Below are 16,344 nucleotides of genomic sequence, written 5' to 3' on the forward strand. Positions count from 1 at the left end.
CCGCCCTCAAGGGAGCCGCCCTGTGACCGAACATCCCACCCCCGATCCGGTCGGTACGACCGCCGACAGCGAAAACACGCCTGTTTTCAACGCTGACATCCCGCATGCGACGCCTGAGAAGCTCCTGAGCGAGGTCGCGCGCCGCGCCTTGCTGGAAGCGGCTGATCGTCGCGCGAAGGAGCAGACCACGGAAAGCGCCAGCGAATACGGCGGTCCGACCGGCCCCGAACCGACCCGCTATGGCGACTGGGAGAAAAAGGGCCTGGCTGTCGATTTCTGACCGACGACGGCGCCGCCGGCCGGGCGCCGCACTTGCCTGAACAGGGACAACTCAAAGGAGTCTGTCCCGTGACGATACAGTCCATGATCGCCGCCGCGTCGGCGGCCCTTCTGCTTTCCGCCGCGCCCGCCCTGGCCGGGGGGCCGTCGGGTGGCCATGGCGGCGGCTTGGGCGGCGGCTTGGGCGGCGGCTGTGGAAGCTGCGGCGGAGGGGGCGGCCATCAGGGCGGCGGTCATCACGGCGGGGGCTACAACAGCAACGTCAATGTGAACGTGAATGCGGCGGCCAACGCCTCGGCCTACGCCGGCGCGTCCGCCTATTCTGCGATCAACGCCCGCGCCTATTCCCATTCGTCGAGCTTCAGCCGCCGCGGCGGCGGCGGCGGCGTGACCTATGTCGGGGGCGGTGGTTACGCCGACGGCGGATACTCGGGCGGCTATATTCCCGGCCCGCCCGTGGACTTCGTCGGCCCGGCCCCGGTCAGCGCCCCGGTGGGCTATCCCGTCTATGGCTTCGGACGCGACTATATCGGCTGGCGTCCCTATCAACCGCAAAGACCGGCCGACTGCGACTGCCGCCCCGCCCCGCGCCCGACCTATCGCGAAGACCGGTACGAAGGCCGTTATCAGGAACGGTACGAACAGACCTATCAGCAGCGCGGCTACGAGGAACGCGGCTATTACGAGCAGCGCGCTTATGTGCAGGCTCCGCCGGTCCAGGTTCAGGGTCCGCCCGTCTATGTCGCGCCGCAACGGATCTATGTCGCCCCGTCCCAGGTGAATATCGCGCCGCCCGAGATCGTGACCGGTCCCCCCGTCTATATCGAACAACCGCCCGTCTATGTGCAGGCGCCGCCGGTCAATATCGGGCCGCAGCGCATCCATGTCGCACCCAGCCAGGTCAATCTGGCGCCGCCCCAGATCGAGACGGCCGGCCCCGTCTATATCGACCAGTCGCCGCTCCATGTTCAGCCCGCCCCGGTCGAGGTCGCCCCGGCCCAGATTTATGTTGCGCCGCCCGAGGTCCACGCTCCACCGCCGGCTCAGGACTACTACGGCGACCTGCCGCCCCCTGACTATGTCGCGCCGCAAGCTCCGCCGCGCCAACACTACGCCCAGGAGCCGGGCGAGCGCGGCTGATCGCTAGATCAGGGCGATGCTTTCGGCGACGGCCAGGGCTGCGGCCCGGGGGTCGGTCGCCGCCGTGATCGGGCGGCCGATCACCAGATGGGTGGCGCCGGCCTGAAGCGCGGCTTCGGGCGTCGCCGCCCGCGCTTGGTCGTCCTGGGCGGAACCCGCCGGTCTTACGCCCGGCGTCACGATCAGGAAGTCCGGACGGCCGGCCGCGACGGCGATCTCCCGCACCCGCGCCGCCTCGTGAGGACTGGAGACAACGCCGTCGATCCCGGCCTCCAGCGCCTGACGCACACGCAGCTCCACCAGATCGGCCGGCGACAGCCTATGGTCGTCAGCGGCCAGATCCTCGGCGGTCAGACTGGTCAGCACTGTCACGCCCAGGACCTTCAGCCCCGAGCCCGCCACGCCCCGCGCCGCCGCCGCCATCACCTGGGGCCGCGCGTGAACGGTCAGCAGATCGCAGCCCGCGGCCGCCAGATTTCCCGCCGCCTTCTCGACCGTCGCGCCGATGTCATGCAGCTTCCAGTCCAGAAACACCTTGCGGCCCTCGGCCTTCAGATCGCGCGCCAAGTCCATGCCGCCCGCTGCAAACAGCTGCAGCCCGATCTTGTAGAAACCCACGGCGTCCTGCACCCGCGCCACAAGCGCCGACGCCTCTGCGACCGTCGGCACGTCCAGGGCGCAGATGATCCGTTCGTCGGGACCGCGATTGGGGGCGACGGTTTGGGTCTGGGTCATCGACGGACTCGCGCTGAGCGGCTATGCGGGGACGCAAGGGGTGCGTCGGCGCGGCCGGCGTGTTGAATTTCAAGAGCGAGGTGAGGCGATGAACGCGGTCGATCTGGGTGTCAACCTGTTCGTGACCCTCTTCGCCCTGCTGGACCCGATCGGCAATCTGCCGATCTTCGCCGCCGCCACGGCGGGGGCGACCCTGCGCCAGCGGATTTCGGTCTCGGCCCTGGTGTGCGCCTTCGCGGCCGTCTTCCTGGCCTTCTTCCTGTTCACCGGCCTGGGCCTGCTGCAGTTCTTCGGCATTTCGCTGGCGGCCTTCCGCATCGCGGGCGGGATACTGCTGCTGTTCCTCGGCCTGGACATGGCGCGGGGGGACTTCCTGGCCATCTTCGCCGACAAGGACGCCATCGCCGACAGCCAGGACGTGCGCGGCTATGCCCGTCGCCGGTTCCAGCGTCTGGTCGTGCCCTTCGCCATCCCGCTGATGATCGGCCCGGGCGCCATATCGGCTGTAATCATCCAGGCGGGCGAGGCGGCCAAGCTGGGTTACGCCGGAACCATGGGCTCCCTGGTCGCCATCGTCGCCGCCTGCGCCGTCTCCTTCGTCTGTTTCGCCCTGACCGGGTCTCTCAGCCGGGTGCTGGGCGAGGTCGGCATGGCCATCATCGTCCGCGTCCTGGGCCTGATCCTGTGCGCCCTGGCGATCCAGTTCATCCTGCTGGGTCTGGGCGAGGCCATTCCGGGCATGATCTCGGGCGCGGTGACCACCCCCTATCCGACCACCCGCTGAGGCTTCAGTCCGCCGCCTCCTCTATGGCGTGGATGTCGTCGTCGGAGAGGCCAAAATGGTGGCCGATCTCGTGGACCAGGACGTGGGCGATCAGTTCGGCCAGGCCCACGTCGCCGCGTTCGCACCATTCGTCCAGGACCGGCCGCCGATAGAGGAAAATCCTGGACGGCTCCGCCGCCGGACCCAGACTGTCGCGCCGGCCGATGTCCACCCCATGATACAGGCCGGTCAATTCGAACGGATCCTCGATCTCCAGGTCGGTCAGGGTCTGTTCGTCGGCGAAATCGTCGATACGGAACACGACCTCGCCCGCAGCGGCCCTGAAGGCGTCGGGCAGGCCGTCGAAGGCCGCGCGGGCCAGACGGGCGAAGTCGTCTAGAGAGGGGGCGAACAGGTCGTCGTCGGCGTCGGTCATGCCTTCGCTATCGCCGTCCGGACGGCCCGGCGCAACCGGGCGCGACGACGCAACCGCCGCCCCGGTTTTTCTCGCGCGCTTGGGGTATGGTAAAGGCGAATCAGGTCGCTGGAATCCAAGGACGAGAATGGCCGAGGCCGACATCGCCTATGTCGCCACCACAGGCGCAGCTGGACTGGCCCTGGCTGTCAGCGCCTGGGCCCTGCGACTGCGCGCCCGGCTGACCGCCACGTCGGCCGCCGCCGAACGGGCGCGGGATGCGGCCCTGAGCGACCTGAGCCGCCACGACAGCATGTTGCGCGCCTTCGACGACGTCAGCCTGGCCCTGACGGCGGCGGGCGAGTCCAGCGGCGCGCCGATCGGGCCCGCTGAACTGGTCGCCCGACTGTGCGGCGCGACCGGCGAGATCGGCGGCGATGCGGGAAGCGCCGTGCTGACCCGGCTGAAACAGAGCCATGCCGGCCAGATCGACGCCCTGGTCGAGACCGGCAAGACCTTCGAGGGTCTGGTCGATCTGGGCGGGACCGAGCCCTGGCGGATCGAAGGCCGCGTCGCGGGCGGCGGCGCCTGGCTGCGTCTGTCGCCGGCGTCCAGCGTCATGTTGACCGGCGCCGACGCGACCGAGAGCGGTCTGGCCCTGTTGGGCGACGCCTCGCCTATACCGACATGGGTGGTGGACGGCGCCGGGAAACTGGCCTGGGCCAACCGGATCTGGCTGCACGAAATCGGCGCCGAGACCGTCGTTCAGGCGCGGGAAATGGGCCTTTCCTTCGACCGGGGCGCCGACGCCCTTGTGGCCGAGGCGGGACGGCTGGGCGTGCGGCAGGAAGGCTTCCGCTGGACCACCGGCGGCGGCCATCGTCGCGCCTGGCGGATCGTCGCCGAGCCGGCGGCCGGCGGCGCCGTGACCGCCTTCGCCATCGAGGTGACCGAGGCCGAGGAGACGCGCGACACCCTGCGCCGTCATGTCGACGCCCATGACGAGACCCTGAACCATCTGGCCGACGCCGTCGCCATCTTCGGCCCGTCCAAGCGGCTGGCCTTCCACAACACCGCCTTCCAGACCCTGTTCGACATCGATCCGGCCTGGCTGGACGAGCGGCCGACCCACGCGGAGTTGCTGGATCGGCTGCGTCAACGTCGCCGCCTGCCCGAAGTGGTCGACTACGCCGGCTGGAAGGCGCGCGAGCTGGAATTCTACGGCGCGTCCCAGGCCTCGCCGGACGACAGCTGGTCCCTGCCCGACGGGCGGACGCTGCGCGTGGTGCGCCAGCCCCATCCGCTGGGCGGCATATTGCTGATCTTCTCGGACATCACCGACGAGCTGAATCTGCGCAGCCGATTCAACGCCCAGATCCAGGTCCAGACCGCGACCCTGGACAAGCTGAACGACGCGGTCGCCGTGTTCGGCTCGGACGGGCGACTGCGCCTGCACAATGAGGCGTTCGAGGACTTCTGGAACCTGACGGGCGAACGGATCGCCGCGTCGAACGACTTCGACGCCATAGCCGAGCTGTGCAAGGCCACCCTGCCCGACCCGGCCCTGTGGCTGGGCCTGAAGGCGCGGGTCGCCGATCCGGACCCCGAGAGCCGGGTGGCCATTTCCGGCGAGGGCCGCACCAACGACGGACGGATCGCCGCCTGGCAGACCCGACCCCTGCCCGACGGCGCAACCCTGGTGGCCTTCTCGGACGTCACGGCCCGGCGCGGGCTGGAACAGGCCCTGGTCCAGCGCGAACAGGCCCTGGCCGAGAGCCAGGCCCTGAAACGCGAGTTCGTCGGCAGCGTCTCCTATGAACTGAGGACGCCGCTGACCACCATCGTCGGCTATTCGGAACTTCTGGAGACGATGGGCGACCTGCCCGAACGCAGCCGCCAGCACGCCGGCGCCATCCGGGTCGCCGCCAGCCAGCTGGCCCGGTCCATCGACGACGTGCTGGACATGGCCCAGATCGACGCCGGCGAAATGGAGCTGTCGCTCGGGGATGTCCGGGTCTCCGATCTTCTCGCTCAGGCGGCCGAGAGTATCCGCCCCAAGGTCGAGGGACGGGGCGCGACCCTGACCCTGCTGTGCGAGCCCGGCCTGAAGCCGATCCGCGCCGACGACCACCGGATCGGCCAGGCCTTGAACCATCTGCTGGAAAACGCCGCCCGCTCGGTTTCCGAAGGCGGCGAGGTCACCCTGTCCGCCGAGAGCGGCGCCTCGGAAGTTCGGCTGACGGTGTCGGACACGGGACGCGGCATCCCCTATCATCTGCAGGCCCATGTGTTCGATCGTTTCGTGCGGCGCGAACGCGGCGGTCCCGGCGTCGGCCTGGCCCTGGTCAAGGCCCTGATCGAACTGCACGGCGGCTGGGCCGAGGTCGAGAGCGAGCCTGGCAAGGGCGCCGCCTTCATCCTGCATCTGCCGCTGGGCGCCGCGACCACCGCCGCCGCGCCCGAGCTGCAGCTAGAGGGCGGGTCGGTCTAGGAAACGGCGATCCAACTCCCGAGCATGGCGATAGGGGTAGGAATAGTCGGCGACCATCCGATCAGGAGCTTTCAGCCTCAGATAGAGGACCCATAGCTCGCCCACTTCAGGGGCTGGTTGCCCGTCATCGCACGCGGCGGATGAGCCGCTTCGACCAATCACATAGGAGGTGGCGGACGCCGGCCCCTCGATCCTCGACGTCACCTCGACCACAGCCGTCCACGCCGGCAGTCCCCTTCCCGGCGCGCCCGCCCCATCCTGTTCTGCTGAAACCACTATTCCGATCGCCACGGCGTGATAGGCCAGATTCATGCGAGCTTCAGGTGGTCGGTAGACGCGGCAGGCTTGAGCCGACGAGGCCACGACGCCAAACCCGAAGGTCAGTGCAAAAAGAACCTCAAACCCGCGTCGCGGCATTGGAGCCTACTTTCTTGACGCTTTGGAGGCGTCCCGCGCCGGGCCGAACTCTGCGCCCGCGTTCCACTCCGGCCACTGGTCCGAATCCGCCAGATCGCGACCGACGGCGTAGATCAGGGCCACGTCGGCCGCGGCGGCGTCCATTCGCCAGGTCGAGTCCCATTCATCCGACGGCTGGTGATAGCGGTTCTGGACATAGTCGCGGCTGGCCGCGCTGGCCCCGGTGAAGCCGGCGGCGGGGAAGAGGGCCGGGACGCCCTTCAGCGCCAGGGGGAAATGGTCGGAGCGATAGAAGGCCCCGGCCTGGGGCGCGGGATCGGCGATCAGGGTGCGGTCGACCTGGGCCGCGTGGCGGGCCAGGACCGCGTCCAACTGGTTCTTGCCCTTGCCGATAACAACGACGTTCGGGTCGATCTCTGTGCCGGGCAGCAGGCTGTCGACATTGATGTTGGCGACGGTGGTTTCCAGCGGCCAGACCGGATTGGCGGCGTAATAGGTCGAGCCCAGGAGGCCCGCCTCCTCGCCGGACCAGGCGGCGAAGACCACCGACCGTTCCGGACGCGGCGCCCCGGCGAAGGCGTGAGCCAGTTCCAGCAGGGCCGCGACCCCGGTCGCATTGTCGACGGCGGCGTTATAGATCTTGTCGCCCGAGGCGTCCGGCGTGCCGACGCCGTACCCGTCCCAGTGAGCGCCGTACATGACGGTCTCGTCCGGCCGTTCGGCGCCAGGGATGCGGGCGATGACGTTCCGAGTTTCGACCTGGTCCGCGACCTGGCCGAAATCGACGCTCATCGTCACGCCCGGCAAGACCACGGGGCGGAAGCCGGCGCTGCGGGCGCCGGCCTTCAGGGCGGCGAAGTCCAGGCCGGCGGCGGCGAACAGCTCTTCCGCCCGAGCCCGCTGAATCCAGCCCTGGAACGGCGCGCGCTCGGCCTCGGGATCGGCGCGGACGATGTCGAACTTGGGCGCAGCCGACGAGTTCTGCAGCACCGACCAGCCGTAGCCGGCGCCGGCCGTCTCGTGCACCACCAGCACCCCCGCCGCCCCGCGCCGGCCGGCCTCCAGGAACTTGTAGGTCCAGCGGCCGTAGAAGGTCATGGCCTCGCCGTCGAACAGGTTCGCCACCGGATCGCCTGCCGGCGCCTCGAAATCGGGATCATTGACCAGGACGACGATGACCTTGCCCCGGACGTCCACATCCTTGAAATCGTCCCACTCGCGCTCCGGCGCCGTGGCGCCATAGCCGACGAAGACCACGGGCGCATCCGTCACCTTGATATGATCAACGGGCCGATCGCTGGAGACCAGCACGTCGGGTCCGCGCTCCAGGCTTATCGTGCGGTCGCCGACATGGGCGGCGATCGTGGCCGGGCCGTCCTGGCGGGTGCGCGACAGATGGGCGACCTGGACGAAGGATCCATCCGGCCCGCCGCCCTCGGCGCCGGCGGCCCGAAACTGGTCGACCAGCCAGGCGACGGTCTTCTCCTCGCCCGGCGAAACGGGCGCGCGGCCCTCGAAAGCGTCCGACGCCAGGATTCGCACCGCCTGGTTCATGCGCGCGGCGTCGATGTCCGGCGCAGCCTGCTGAGCCGAGGCCGGCGTCGACAGGCTCATCATCAGGGCCAGGGCGGAAACGGCGGAAAGGGCCTTGCGCATCGGGATACTCCTTGAGGCGAGACCCGAACCTGCCCGCCTCAGTCCCGGATGTCGACCCAGTCGAGGGCGCCGCGCGCCGCGACGACGCCGGACGCGAAACTGGCCTGGAGCAGATAGCCGCCGGTCGGGGCCTCCCAGTCCAGCATCTCACCGGCGACGAAGACCCCCGGTCTGCCCCGCAGCATCAGCCGTGCGTCGACGGCGTCGAGGGCCACGCCGCCGGCCGAGGAAATGGCCCGCTCCAGCCCCTGGAGCCCTGTCAGCATCAGGGGCAGGGCCTTGATCCGTCGCGCCATGGCGGCGGGCGTTTCCGGCAGGGGGCCGGCTTCGCGCAGCAGGGCCGCAGCGACCGGCTCCAGGCCCGCCGTCTTGCGCAGATGGTTGGACCAACTGGCCTTTCCGCGCGGACGGGACAGGCGCTCGGTCAGTCGTTCGGTCGTCAGATCCGGCTTCAGGTCGATCTCGATCAGCGTCTGTTCCTGCGCCTCCACCGCCGTCCGCAGCTGGGCCGACAAGGCGTAGACGGTTCCGCCCTCGAGCCCGTATCCGGCGATCATGGCCTCGCCGCGCACGGTGCGGCCGTCATGGGTCAGGGCGACGCCCTTCAACGGTTGACCGGCGAACCGGTCGCGAAACACCGGGGACCAGCCGATGTCGAAACCGGCGTTGGCCGGTCGAAACGGCGTCGTCGGCGCCTCCAGCCAGCCCATCCAGGCGCCGTCCGAACCCAGACGCGGCCAGCTGGCGCCGCCCAGGGCCAGGACCAGGGCGTCCGGCCGTTCCAGGCGCTCGCCGTCGGCGGTCTCGAAGGCCGGCGCCCCGTCCCGCCACCCGACCCAGCGTGACCGGGTGCGAATCTCCACCCCCAGGCTTTCGAGCCGCGCCAGCCAGGCCCGCAGCAGGGGCGAAGCCTTCATGGCGCGGGGAAACACCCGGCCGCTGGAGCCGATGAAGGTCGGCTGACCCAGAGCCTCGACCCAGGCCGTGAGGTCGGCGGGTGAAAAGACGTCCATCCAGGCGCCGACCGTCGCTGCGGCCGGCCCATAACGGCCCCGAAATCGCTCCATCGACTCCGAATGGGTCAGGTTGAGACCGCCTCGACCGGCCATCAGAAGCTTGCGCGCCGGCGACGGCATCCGTTCATGGACCACCACCCTGGCCCCGGCCCGGGCCAGGGTTTCGGCCGCCATGAGGCCGGCGGGGCCGGCGCCGATCACATGCACCTGACGGGCGGACTGGGTCATCGCCCCGCTTTGCCCGCTCGCGGCGACGCTGGCTATAGCCGGCTGAACCCTTATGTTCCGCACCATGAGCGTCGCCTTCACCCGAGAAGAAGATCTGGAAGCCACGGCCGCCGACCTGGTGGACCGCCCGATCTCCCCCCACCCGAATCTGGTCACGCCCGAGGGCCTGACCCTGATCGAGGCCGAACTGGCCTCGGCTCGCGCGGCCTACGCCGCCGCCCAGGTCCAGGGTTCGATCGAGAGCGACCGCACCGCCATGGCCCGGGCGACGAGGGATCTGCGTTACTGGTCGGCCCGGCGGGCCTCGGCCCAACTGGTCGAGGCGGGCGAGAACGACGGCCGGGTGCGATTCGGCGGACAGGTCTCCATCGAGCGCGATGACGGCCGCGCCCAGACCTGGCGTATCGTCGGAGAGGATGAGGCCGACCCGGCCAAGGGTTCCGTCAGCCACGTCTCGCCGCTGGCGCGCGCCCTTCTGGGGCGGCGAGTGGGAGACGAGGCGATCGTGGCCGGCCAGTCGGTGGAGATCGTCGGCCTCGACTGATCCCGTCAGCGCGGGTCGGCGCCTTCGCCCAGCATTTCGCGGATCATGTCCAGGATCAGTTTCTGGTTCCTGGCCGGCAAACGCGACGCCAGCCGCGCGATCTCGACACTGTGTTTCGTCGGCCTGTCCAACGGCCTGTTCGGAGACGGCGGCGCGTGCTCGAAGCCGGGCCCGTCACCTTCCCCCACACTGAAGGCGTCGCCCCGTTGTTCGCCGAATCCCTGGAAAAAGAACGGGATGTCGACCTTCATGAACTCGGCCATCTCGAACAGTTTGGACGCCGAGACGCGGTTGGCGCCCTTCTCGTATTTCTGAACCTGCTGGAAGCTGACGCCGACGGCGCGGGCCAGTTCGGTCTGGGTCAGGCCGAGGCCGAGACGCTTTTCCTGGACGCGCCGCCCGACGTGACGATCGACAGGATGCGGCTCCTCGATCTTGTCACGCGTCATGCCGTTTCCGCCTCAGATCACTGTTCGATTCGCACGAAGCCTAGTTCTTCGAATCAACGGCCACAAGCCGGCGAAGGCGGCGGCCATCAGACCGATGAGGAAGGGCCAGTCGCCCATCCGCCCGTAGAAGGTCACGCTGATCGGACGCGGCAGGCGGGCGTCGATCACCCCCATCACGCCCGGCTCCAGTCGTTGCCCCTCCACGATCCGTCCCCAGGGATCGATCATGGCCGAAATTCCAGTCGGCGTGGCCCTTGCGATGGGCAGTCCGGTCTCGATGGCGCGATAGCTGGCCAGGTTCAGGTGCTGGCGCGGGCCCGAGGTGGCGCCGAACCAGGCGTCGTTGGAGGCGTTGACGATCCAGTCGGGGCGACCGGCCGCCCCAGGGGTGAAGCCGGGATAGAGGCTTTCATAGCAGATCAGCACCTGGACCGGGGGAGCGCCCGGAATCCGGATCGGCGCCGGAACCGGGCCGGCCGAGAAGTCGCTCGGCATATGCACCAGGCTGCGTAGGCCGATGGACGTCATTAGGGACCCCAGCGGCAGATATTCGCCGAACGGCACCAGGCGGTGCTTGTCATAGACGGCGGCGATCCGCAGACCCGGCCCGCCCTCGTCGGCCAGGGCGAACAGGCTGTTGTAATAGCGCGCGCCGTCGGGCGCCGAGGGATCGGCCTCGCCGCGCGCCAGGCCCATCAGCAGGGTTTGGCCGGGCCGGAGAGCCCCCGCGATCGAGGTGGCGTCCGCCGAGGCGAACACATCATTGGCCGACGCCGGCAGGGCGCCTTCGGGCCAGACGACGACGTCCGGCGTCTTCGCGCCCGGCTGTCCGGTCAGGGCGACATAGCGGTCCACGATCGAACGATAGGCCTCGGGCGACCATTTGGTCTCCTGTTTCACATCGGCCTGGACCAGGCGGACCACCGTATCGGTGAACTGCAATTCGGCCTGGGCCAGCCGCACCGCGCCGAAGACGCCGATGGCGGTCATGGCCAGAAGACCCAGTCCGGCCGAGATCAGACGGCTGCGCCGCGCGCCCGGTCCGATCAGGGGCGCCAGGGCGGCGGTCGCGGCGACCGTGACCAGGCTGAGCCCGTAGACCCCGCCCACCGACGCGAATTGGGACATGCCGCCGCCTGCCCGCCAGGTCGCGCCGGCAGGATTCCAGGGAAAGCCGGTCAGCACGTGGCCGCGCAGCCATTCGGCGGCGCAAAACAGGGCGGCGAACAGCAGAACCCGCACCACGCCGATCGGGGCGAACCGGCGATAGAGGGCGCAGGCCGCGCCCCAGAACAGGCCGATGCCGGCGGGCAGCAGGCTGGCCGCGAAGGGCGCCATCCAGGCCTGTTCCGGATTGACGAAGAAGGCCTCCGCCACCCACCAGCAGCCGATGAAGAAATAGGCGAACCCCGCCAGCCAGCCCATCCAGAAGGCGCCGCGCGTCGTGTCCGATCGCTCGGACAGGATCATAAGCAGCGGATAGCCCAGCAAGCCGACCAGAAGCCCGAACGGCGGATGGGCAAGGGCTGTCCCGGCCCCGGCCAGAAGCGCCAGGCCGATGCGGATCAGCCGCCAGGTCAGGGCGCGTCGCTTCTCGGGAAGGGCGCGAACGCGGGCGGCGAAACGGTCGAGCGCGGCGTCGGGAAACATCGGTCAGTCCTGCCCATCTACCGAGGAATCGGCGGCGTAAGGGTCGGCGACGCCGAGCTCGGCCAGGATCTCGCGCTCCTCGGCCTCCATCTCTTCGGCCTCGGCGTCATCCTCATGGTCGCGTCCAAGGAGGTGCAGCACCCCATGGACGACCAGATGGCTCAGATGATCGGCCAGGGTCTTGCCCTGCGCCTCGGCCTCGGTCGCGCAGACGCCATAGGCCAGGACGATGTCGCCCAGATGCGGGGCGGCGCTCTCTGGCGCCGGAAACGACAGGACGTTCGTCGGCTTGTCCTTGTCGCGGAAACGGGCGTTCAAGTCGCGCACGGCTGCGTCGTCGGTCAGCAGAACGACGACATCGCCCTCGACGGCGCCCAGGGCCGCCTCGGCCGCCCGTTCCACCACGGCTTCGGTTTCCGGCAGGGCGCCGGTCCAGGCCTCGGCCTCGACTTCGACCTCGATCATGCCGGGTCTTCGAGGTCCGGCGCCGGACGACCCTTGGCGGCGTCGGCGTCATAGGCGCGCACGATCCGCTCGACCATGGCGTGACGCACCACATCCGAGGCCTCGAACTTGAGGATGCCGACGCCCGTGACGCCGTCCAGGATGCGCAGGGCGTGGGCCAGGCCGGAATCGCGCGGGTTGAGCAGGTCGATCTGCGACGGGTCGCCGGTCACCACCATGCGCGCGCCCTCGCCCAACCGGGTCAGGACCATCTTCATCTGCAGGCGCGAGGTGTTCTGGGCCTCGTCGACGATGACGAAGGCGTGGCTGAGGGTGCGGCCGCGCATGAAGGCGATGGGGGCGGCCTCGATCTCGCCCTTGTCGCGACGACGCTGCACGTCCTCGGCGCCGAGGATGTCGTTCAACGCCTCCCAGATCGGGGCCAGATAGGGATCGACCTTCTCGTTCAGGTCGCCGGGCAGGAAGCCCAGCTTCTCGCCGGCCTCGACCGCCGGCCGGGTGATGACCAGCCGGTCGACCTGCCCGCGCCGCAGCAGGGAGGCACCGTAAGCCGCCGCCAGGAAGGTCTTGCCCGTGCCGGCCGGGCCGACGCCGAAGCTGAGCTCGCAGCGGCCCAGCATGTCCAGATAGGCGGCCTGGGCCTTGGTTTTGGGCACGATGGCCCCACGTTTGCCGCCCGGAAGCGACACGCCCGCCGCCGCCATGCCCGGCGTGCCCTTGCCGCCCCGCGTCTGGCCCAGGGCCGCGCGCACGTCGGCCTCGGTCACCTCGGCGCCCAGGGCCGCGCGCTTGGCCAGATCCTCGATCACATGGCGGGCGTCGGACCGGTCGCGCGTGCCGCCGTTGACGGAGACCCCGCCGCCCGGCGCCTCGATCAGGACCTTGAACGCGTCTTCAATCAGGGCGACGTGGCGACTGTTCGGCCCGACCACCGCGCGCAGTTCTGCGTCGTTCAACGGGACGAATTCGGATTCTCGCGCCACTAGGCCGCCTTTTGCTGGGAAATGAGTCGGCCGGTCAGACTGTTCTGCTGGCCTGCAATGATCTCGACCGGAACGATCTGGCCGATCAGATGATCCGCGTCATCGACGTGAACCGATTGCAGATAGGGGGATCGGCCGATCGCCTGGCGACGGTGGCCGTGGCGCCCCGGCTTGTCGAACAGCACATTCAGGGTCTTGCCGGCCTGGGCGACGTTGAAGGCGGTCTGCTGTTCGGTCAGCAGTTCGATCAGCCGGTGCAGCCGTTCCTTGGCGACCTCGGGCTCGACCTGTTTGCCCATGCCGGCGGCGGGGGTGCCGGGACGGGGCGAATACATGAAGGCGAAGGCTCCTGCGTAATTGACGCGACGCACCAGATCCAGCGTGTCCTCGAACTCCCTGTCCGTCTCGCCGGGGAAGCCGACGATGAAGTCGCCGGCCAGGGCCATGTCGGGCCGGGCCTCGCGGATGCGGGCGATCAGGTCGAAATATTTCTCGCGGCCGTGCTTGCGGTTCATCAGCCGCAGGATCCGGTCCGAGCCGGCCTGCACCGGCAGGTGCAGATAGGGCATCAGGGCGTCCAAGTCGCCGTGGGCCGCGATCAGGTCGTCCGACATGTCGTTCGGGTGGCTGGTGGTGTATCGAATCCGGTCCAGCCCGGTTATTTCTGCCAAAGCATAGGCCAGTTCGACCAGGCTGGACTTGCGGCCGTCCGGCCGTTCGCCGTCATAGGCGTTGACGTTCTGGCCCAGCAGGGTGACTTCGCGCACGCCGCGCCCGGCCAGGGCCCGCGCTTCTTCCAGCACCGAGGCCAGGGGACGCGACCACTCCGCGCCGCGCGTATAGGGCACGACGCAGAAGGTGCAGAACTTGTCGCAGCCTTCCTGGACGGTCAGAAAGGCGGTCGGCCCCTCGGTGAAACGGGCGGCCGGCAGGGCGTCGAACTTGTCGTCGGGGGCGAAGTCGGCGCCGATCCGTTCGCCCCGCGCCCGCGCCGTCCGGGTCAGAAGCTCGGGCAGCTGGTGATAGGCTTGGGGGCCGACGACGATGTCGACCGCCGGCTGGCGACGCATGATCTCCTCGCCCTCGGCCTGGGCCACGCAGCCGGCGACGGCGATGGTCATGTCGCCGCCTGCTTCGCGCTTGAGGTCGCGCAGCTCGCGCATCTTGCCCAGCTCGGAATAGATCTTCTCGGCCGCTTTTTCGCGGATATGGCAGGTGTTCAGGATGACAAAGTCCGCCGCCCTGACGTCTTCGGTCAGGCCATAGCCCAACGGGCGCAGGACATCGGCCATGCGCTCGCTGTCATAGACGTTCATCTGGCAGCCGTAGGTCTTGATGAACAGCCGCTTCGAGGGCGTGTCCGGCAGGGCCTCGGCTTGCGGAACCAGGGTCTCGGTCATGCCGGGCTTATGATCGCCCGCGCGAAGGACGACAAGAGCGAGGCTCAGCCCGCATCCACATCGGCGGGGTTCACCCGGGCGGCGTGGCGCTGGAAGATCAGGCCCTCTCGCTTGGACGGTTCAGCGCCCTCGATCGGAACGCCATAAAGCTCCAGCTTGTGCCCGATCAGCTCGAAACCAAGCCGTTCGGCGATCTCGGTCTTCAGCTTTTCGATCTCGGCGTCGAAGAATTCGATCACCTCGCCCGTCTTGGTGTCGATCAGATGGTCGTGATGGTCGTCGCCCGCCTCTTCATAGCGGCTGCGGCCGTCGCCGAAATCGTGCTTCTCGACCACGCCCGCCTCCTCGAACAGGCGGACGGTGCGATAGACGGTGGCGATCGAGATATGAGGATCGATCGACGAGGCGCGGCGGTACAGCTCCTCGACATCCGGATGATCCTCGGCCGAAGACAAGACGCGGGCGATAACCCGGCGTTGTTCGGTCATACGCATGCCGCGGTCGGCGCAGAGTTTTTCGATCCGGTCCATGGCGACTAGAATAGGCATTCGGATCGCATCAGGGAAGCGTCGCCTTGCGCGGAATCGCAGCAAGGTCGAGACTCAGGACGAGGGCGTCGGTCCGGCCGCCGTCCGGCGCGGCGTAATAGGCCTTGCGACGGCCGATCTGGCGGAACCCCGCGCGCTCATAGAGGGCGCGCGCAGCCTCATTGTCTTCGGCCACTTCCAGGAAGAACCGAGACGCGCCTGCACGGGCGGCCTCGACCGCGCCCCGCCCGGTCAAACGGCCGCCCAGACCCGCCCGGCGCGCGTCGGGCCGCACCGCCAGAGTCAGGATTTCGGCCTCGTCCAGCACGACCCGGATCAGGATAAAGCCCTCCGCCTCCACGACGGCGAAGACCCCCGGTTGAGTCAGCAGGTCGGCGAACTCGACCTCGCTCCAGGGCATGGCGAAGGCCTGGGCGTGGATGTCGGCCAGCAGACGGGGATTGGCCTCGATCATGAAAGCGGCTGGCGAGGCTGGCCCGGCAGACGGCTGGGCGGGGTGGCGTCGGGCGCCCGAAGATAGAGAGGCCGGGGAGGATGATCGGTCGGATCGGCGGCGGCGGCCAGCCGGGCCAGGGCCCGGGGCGAGGGCGCCACGCGGACATCGGACATCGCCACCGTCAGATAGGGGAAGGCCTGGTTCAGGACGGCGGCCCCGCCGCCGACCAGACGGACCCCCGGCCCCAGGGCGGCGGTAAGGCGCGCAGCCTCCTCCAGCGTCAGGGCTTCGTCCGGACCGACGGCGACGCCGCCGACGAAGAATTTGGCGTAGACCTGGCCCCGCCGCGCATCGATGAGGGCCGCGATCGGCGCGCCGTCCCCATCACCGCCCTCGTCCCCGCCCTCGTCCAGCGAGGCCGCCAGGGCGTCGAGCGCCGAGATTCCGACAACGGGCCGGTCCAGAGCTGCGCCGAGACCCTGGGCGAAGGCCAGGCCGACCCGCAGACCGGTGAACGACCCCGGACCGACCGTAACGCCGATGCGATCCAGGGCGTCGAATCCGCCGGCCGCCTCGGTCATGACGTCGCGCGCCAGACCGGCCAGTCGCTCCTGATGGCCCTTGGCCATGGGCTCGAATCGCTCAGCCAGGGATCGGCCGTCCTGGAACACCGCCGCCGTGCAGGCGCCGAGCGCCGTATCAATCACCAGAAGTCTCATATCCCGCCTT

General features: G+C 69.3%; 18 protein-coding genes. 5 read left to right on the forward strand and 13 right to left on the reverse strand.

The genetic code is table 11. The features are described 5' to 3' along the window. The first annotated feature begins 22 nt into the window (after positions 1-22). Positions 23-280 (forward strand): DUF1674 domain-containing protein, encoded by a 258-nt coding sequence (locus ACVPT3_RS16935; protein ID WP_492041999.1) that lies wholly within the window; start codon positions 23-25, stop codon positions 278-280. 68 nt (positions 281-348) lie between these two features. After that, the gene (locus tag ACVPT3_RS16940) at positions 349-1,419 is read left to right on the forward strand and encodes a hypothetical protein (protein WP_492042000.1); all 1,071 of its coding nucleotides are present in this window, start codon (positions 349-351) and stop codon (positions 1,417-1,419) included. A 3-nt stretch (positions 1,420-1,422) separates the two neighbouring features. Here ACVPT3_RS16940 and pyrF read toward each other — a convergent pair whose 3' ends face one another. Beyond that, a complete protein-coding gene (gene pyrF / locus ACVPT3_RS16945) occupies positions 1,423-2,154 on the reverse strand; it encodes an orotidine-5'-phosphate decarboxylase (RefSeq protein WP_492042001.1) in 732 nt (243 codons plus the stop codon). An 88-nt stretch (positions 2,155-2,242) separates the two neighbouring features. Here pyrF and ACVPT3_RS16950 point away from each other — a divergent pair, with 88 nt between their 5' ends. After that, positions 2,243-2,938 carry a MarC family protein gene (locus ACVPT3_RS16950; RefSeq protein WP_492042002.1) on the forward strand — a complete coding sequence of 232 codons (696 nt, stop codon included), beginning with the start codon at positions 2,243-2,245 and terminating at the stop codon, positions 2,936-2,938. 4 nt (positions 2,939-2,942) lie between these two features. Here ACVPT3_RS16950 and ACVPT3_RS16955 read toward each other — a convergent pair whose 3' ends face one another. Beyond that, positions 2,943-3,353 carry a metallopeptidase family protein gene (locus ACVPT3_RS16955; protein WP_492042003.1) on the reverse strand — a complete coding sequence of 137 codons (411 nt, stop codon included), beginning with the start codon at positions 3,351-3,353 and terminating at the stop codon, positions 2,943-2,945. A 127-nt stretch (positions 3,354-3,480) separates the two neighbouring features. Between ACVPT3_RS16955 and ACVPT3_RS16960 the strand changes: the two genes are divergently transcribed. After that, a complete protein-coding gene (locus ACVPT3_RS16960; protein ID WP_492042004.1) occupies positions 3,481-5,823 on the forward strand; it encodes a sensor histidine kinase in 2,343 nt (780 codons plus the stop codon). On the opposite strand, the gene ACVPT3_RS16965 is transcribed toward ACVPT3_RS16960, so the two are convergent. The 3 genes from ACVPT3_RS16965 to ACVPT3_RS16975 form a co-directional block, all read right to left on the reverse strand. Beyond that, positions 5,803-6,135, reverse strand: coding sequence for a hypothetical protein (locus tag ACVPT3_RS16965; protein WP_492042005.1), 333 nt, complete (start codon positions 6,133-6,135; stop codon positions 5,803-5,805). The genes ACVPT3_RS16960 and ACVPT3_RS16965 overlap by 21 nt on opposite strands. A 111-nt stretch (positions 6,136-6,246) precedes the next feature. Beyond that, on the reverse strand, positions 6,247-7,896 hold the full coding sequence (locus ACVPT3_RS16970) for a M28 family metallopeptidase (RefSeq protein ID WP_492042006.1): 1,650 nt from the start codon (positions 7,894-7,896) through the stop codon (positions 6,247-6,249). 38 nt (positions 7,897-7,934) lie between these two features. Then, positions 7,935-9,140 (reverse strand): BaiN/RdsA family NAD(P)/FAD-dependent oxidoreductase, encoded by a 1,206-nt coding sequence (locus ACVPT3_RS16975; RefSeq protein ID WP_492042007.1) that lies wholly within the window; start codon positions 9,138-9,140, stop codon positions 7,935-7,937. A 64-nt stretch (positions 9,141-9,204) separates the two neighbouring features. Between ACVPT3_RS16975 and greA the strand changes: the two genes are divergently transcribed. Then, the gene (gene greA, locus ACVPT3_RS16980) at positions 9,205-9,684 is read left to right on the forward strand and encodes a transcription elongation factor GreA (RefSeq protein WP_492043839.1); all 480 of its coding nucleotides are present in this window, start codon (positions 9,205-9,207) and stop codon (positions 9,682-9,684) included. A gap of 5 nt (positions 9,685-9,689) precedes the next feature. Here the strand turns inward: greA and ACVPT3_RS16985 are convergent, their stop codons facing one another. From ACVPT3_RS16985 to tsaB, 8 genes are read right to left on the reverse strand one after another with little or no spacing between them, the layout of a single operon-like run. Further along, entirely contained in the window at positions 9,690-10,133 is a 444-nt protein-coding gene (locus tag ACVPT3_RS16985) for a helix-turn-helix domain-containing protein (protein WP_492042008.1), read from the reverse strand. 12 nt (positions 10,134-10,145) lie between these two features. Next, positions 10,146-11,783, reverse strand: a complete 1,638-nt coding sequence (lnt, locus tag ACVPT3_RS16990) for an apolipoprotein N-acyltransferase (RefSeq protein WP_492042009.1) — start codon at positions 11,781-11,783, stop codon at positions 10,146-10,148. A gap of 3 nt (positions 11,784-11,786) precedes the next feature. Further along, the gene (ybeY, locus tag ACVPT3_RS16995; RefSeq protein WP_492042010.1) at positions 11,787-12,248 is read right to left on the reverse strand and encodes an rRNA maturation RNase YbeY; all 462 of its coding nucleotides are present in this window, start codon (positions 12,246-12,248) and stop codon (positions 11,787-11,789) included. Continuing rightward, positions 12,245-13,231 carry a PhoH family protein gene (locus ACVPT3_RS17000; RefSeq protein ID WP_492042011.1) on the reverse strand — a complete coding sequence of 329 codons (987 nt, stop codon included), beginning with the start codon at positions 13,229-13,231 and terminating at the stop codon, positions 12,245-12,247. Before ACVPT3_RS17000 ends, ybeY begins: the two co-directional genes overlap by 4 nt. Beyond that, positions 13,231-14,631, reverse strand: a complete 1,401-nt coding sequence (gene miaB, locus ACVPT3_RS17005; protein ID WP_492042012.1) for a tRNA (N6-isopentenyl adenosine(37)-C2)-methylthiotransferase MiaB — start codon at positions 14,629-14,631, stop codon at positions 13,231-13,233. The genes ACVPT3_RS17000 and miaB overlap by 1 nt, the downstream gene beginning before the upstream one ends. Positions 14,632-14,675: 44 nt before the next feature. Beyond that, a complete protein-coding gene (locus ACVPT3_RS17010) occupies positions 14,676-15,161 on the reverse strand; it encodes a Fur family transcriptional regulator (RefSeq protein WP_492043840.1) in 486 nt (161 codons plus the stop codon). 28 nt (positions 15,162-15,189) lie between these two features. Continuing rightward, on the reverse strand, positions 15,190-15,633 hold the full coding sequence (gene rimI / locus ACVPT3_RS17015) for a ribosomal protein S18-alanine N-acetyltransferase (protein WP_492042013.1): 444 nt from the start codon (positions 15,631-15,633) through the stop codon (positions 15,190-15,192). After that, positions 15,630-16,334, reverse strand: a complete 705-nt coding sequence (gene tsaB / locus ACVPT3_RS17020) for a tRNA (adenosine(37)-N6)-threonylcarbamoyltransferase complex dimerization subunit type 1 TsaB (protein ID WP_492042014.1) — start codon at positions 16,332-16,334, stop codon at positions 15,630-15,632. The genes rimI and tsaB overlap by 4 nt, the downstream gene beginning before the upstream one ends. Positions 16,335-16,344 lie beyond the last annotated feature (10 nt).

This window comes from Brevundimonas sp. FV1ps31S (assembly GCF_058681265.1).

What these genes read in the sequence shown, in the direction of transcription:
- pyrF (WP_492042001.1), bottom strand. Translation starts at nt 2,154, where the DNA reads ATGACCCAGACCCAAACCGTCGCCCCCAATCGCGGTCCCGACGAACGG.
- ACVPT3_RS16950 (WP_492042002.1), top strand. Translation starts at nt 2,243, where the DNA reads ATGAACGCGGTCGATCTGGGTGTCAACCTGTTCGTGACCCTCTTCGCC.
- ACVPT3_RS16955 (WP_492042003.1), bottom strand. Translation starts at nt 3,353, where the DNA reads ATGACCGACGCCGACGACGACCTGTTCGCCCCCTCTCTAGACGACTTC.
- ACVPT3_RS16960 (WP_492042004.1), top strand. Translation starts at nt 3,481, where the DNA reads ATGGCCGAGGCCGACATCGCCTATGTCGCCACCACAGGCGCAGCTGGA.
- ACVPT3_RS16965 (WP_492042005.1), bottom strand. Translation starts at nt 6,135, where the DNA reads ATGAATCTGGCCTATCACGCCGTGGCGATCGGAATAGTGGTTTCAGCA.
- ACVPT3_RS16970 (WP_492042006.1), bottom strand. Translation starts at nt 7,896, where the DNA reads ATGCGCAAGGCCCTTTCCGCCGTTTCCGCCCTGGCCCTGATGATGAGC.
- ACVPT3_RS16975 (WP_492042007.1), bottom strand. Translation starts at nt 9,140, where the DNA reads ATGACCCAGTCCGCCCGTCAGGTGCATGTGATCGGCGCCGGCCCCGCC.
- greA (WP_492043839.1), top strand. Translation starts at nt 9,205, where the DNA reads ATGAGCGTCGCCTTCACCCGAGAAGAAGATCTGGAAGCCACGGCCGCC.
- ACVPT3_RS16985 (WP_492042008.1), bottom strand. Translation starts at nt 10,133, where the DNA reads ATGACGCGTGACAAGATCGAGGAGCCGCATCCTGTCGATCGTCACGTC.
- lnt (WP_492042009.1), bottom strand. Translation starts at nt 11,783, where the DNA reads ATGTTTCCCGACGCCGCGCTCGACCGTTTCGCCGCCCGCGTTCGCGCC.
- ybeY (WP_492042010.1), bottom strand. Translation starts at nt 12,248, where the DNA reads ATGATCGAGGTCGAAGTCGAGGCCGAGGCCTGGACCGGCGCCCTGCCG.
- miaB (WP_492042012.1), bottom strand. Translation starts at nt 14,631, where the DNA reads ATGACCGAGACCCTGGTTCCGCAAGCCGAGGCCCTGCCGGACACGCCC.
- ACVPT3_RS17010 (WP_492043840.1), bottom strand. Translation starts at nt 15,161, where the DNA reads ATGGACCGGATCGAAAAACTCTGCGCCGACCGCGGCATGCGTATGACC.
- rimI (WP_492042013.1), bottom strand. Translation starts at nt 15,633, where the DNA reads ATGATCGAGGCCAATCCCCGTCTGCTGGCCGACATCCACGCCCAGGCC.
- tsaB (WP_492042014.1), bottom strand. Translation starts at nt 16,334, where the DNA reads ATGAGACTTCTGGTGATTGATACGGCGCTCGGCGCCTGCACGGCGGCG.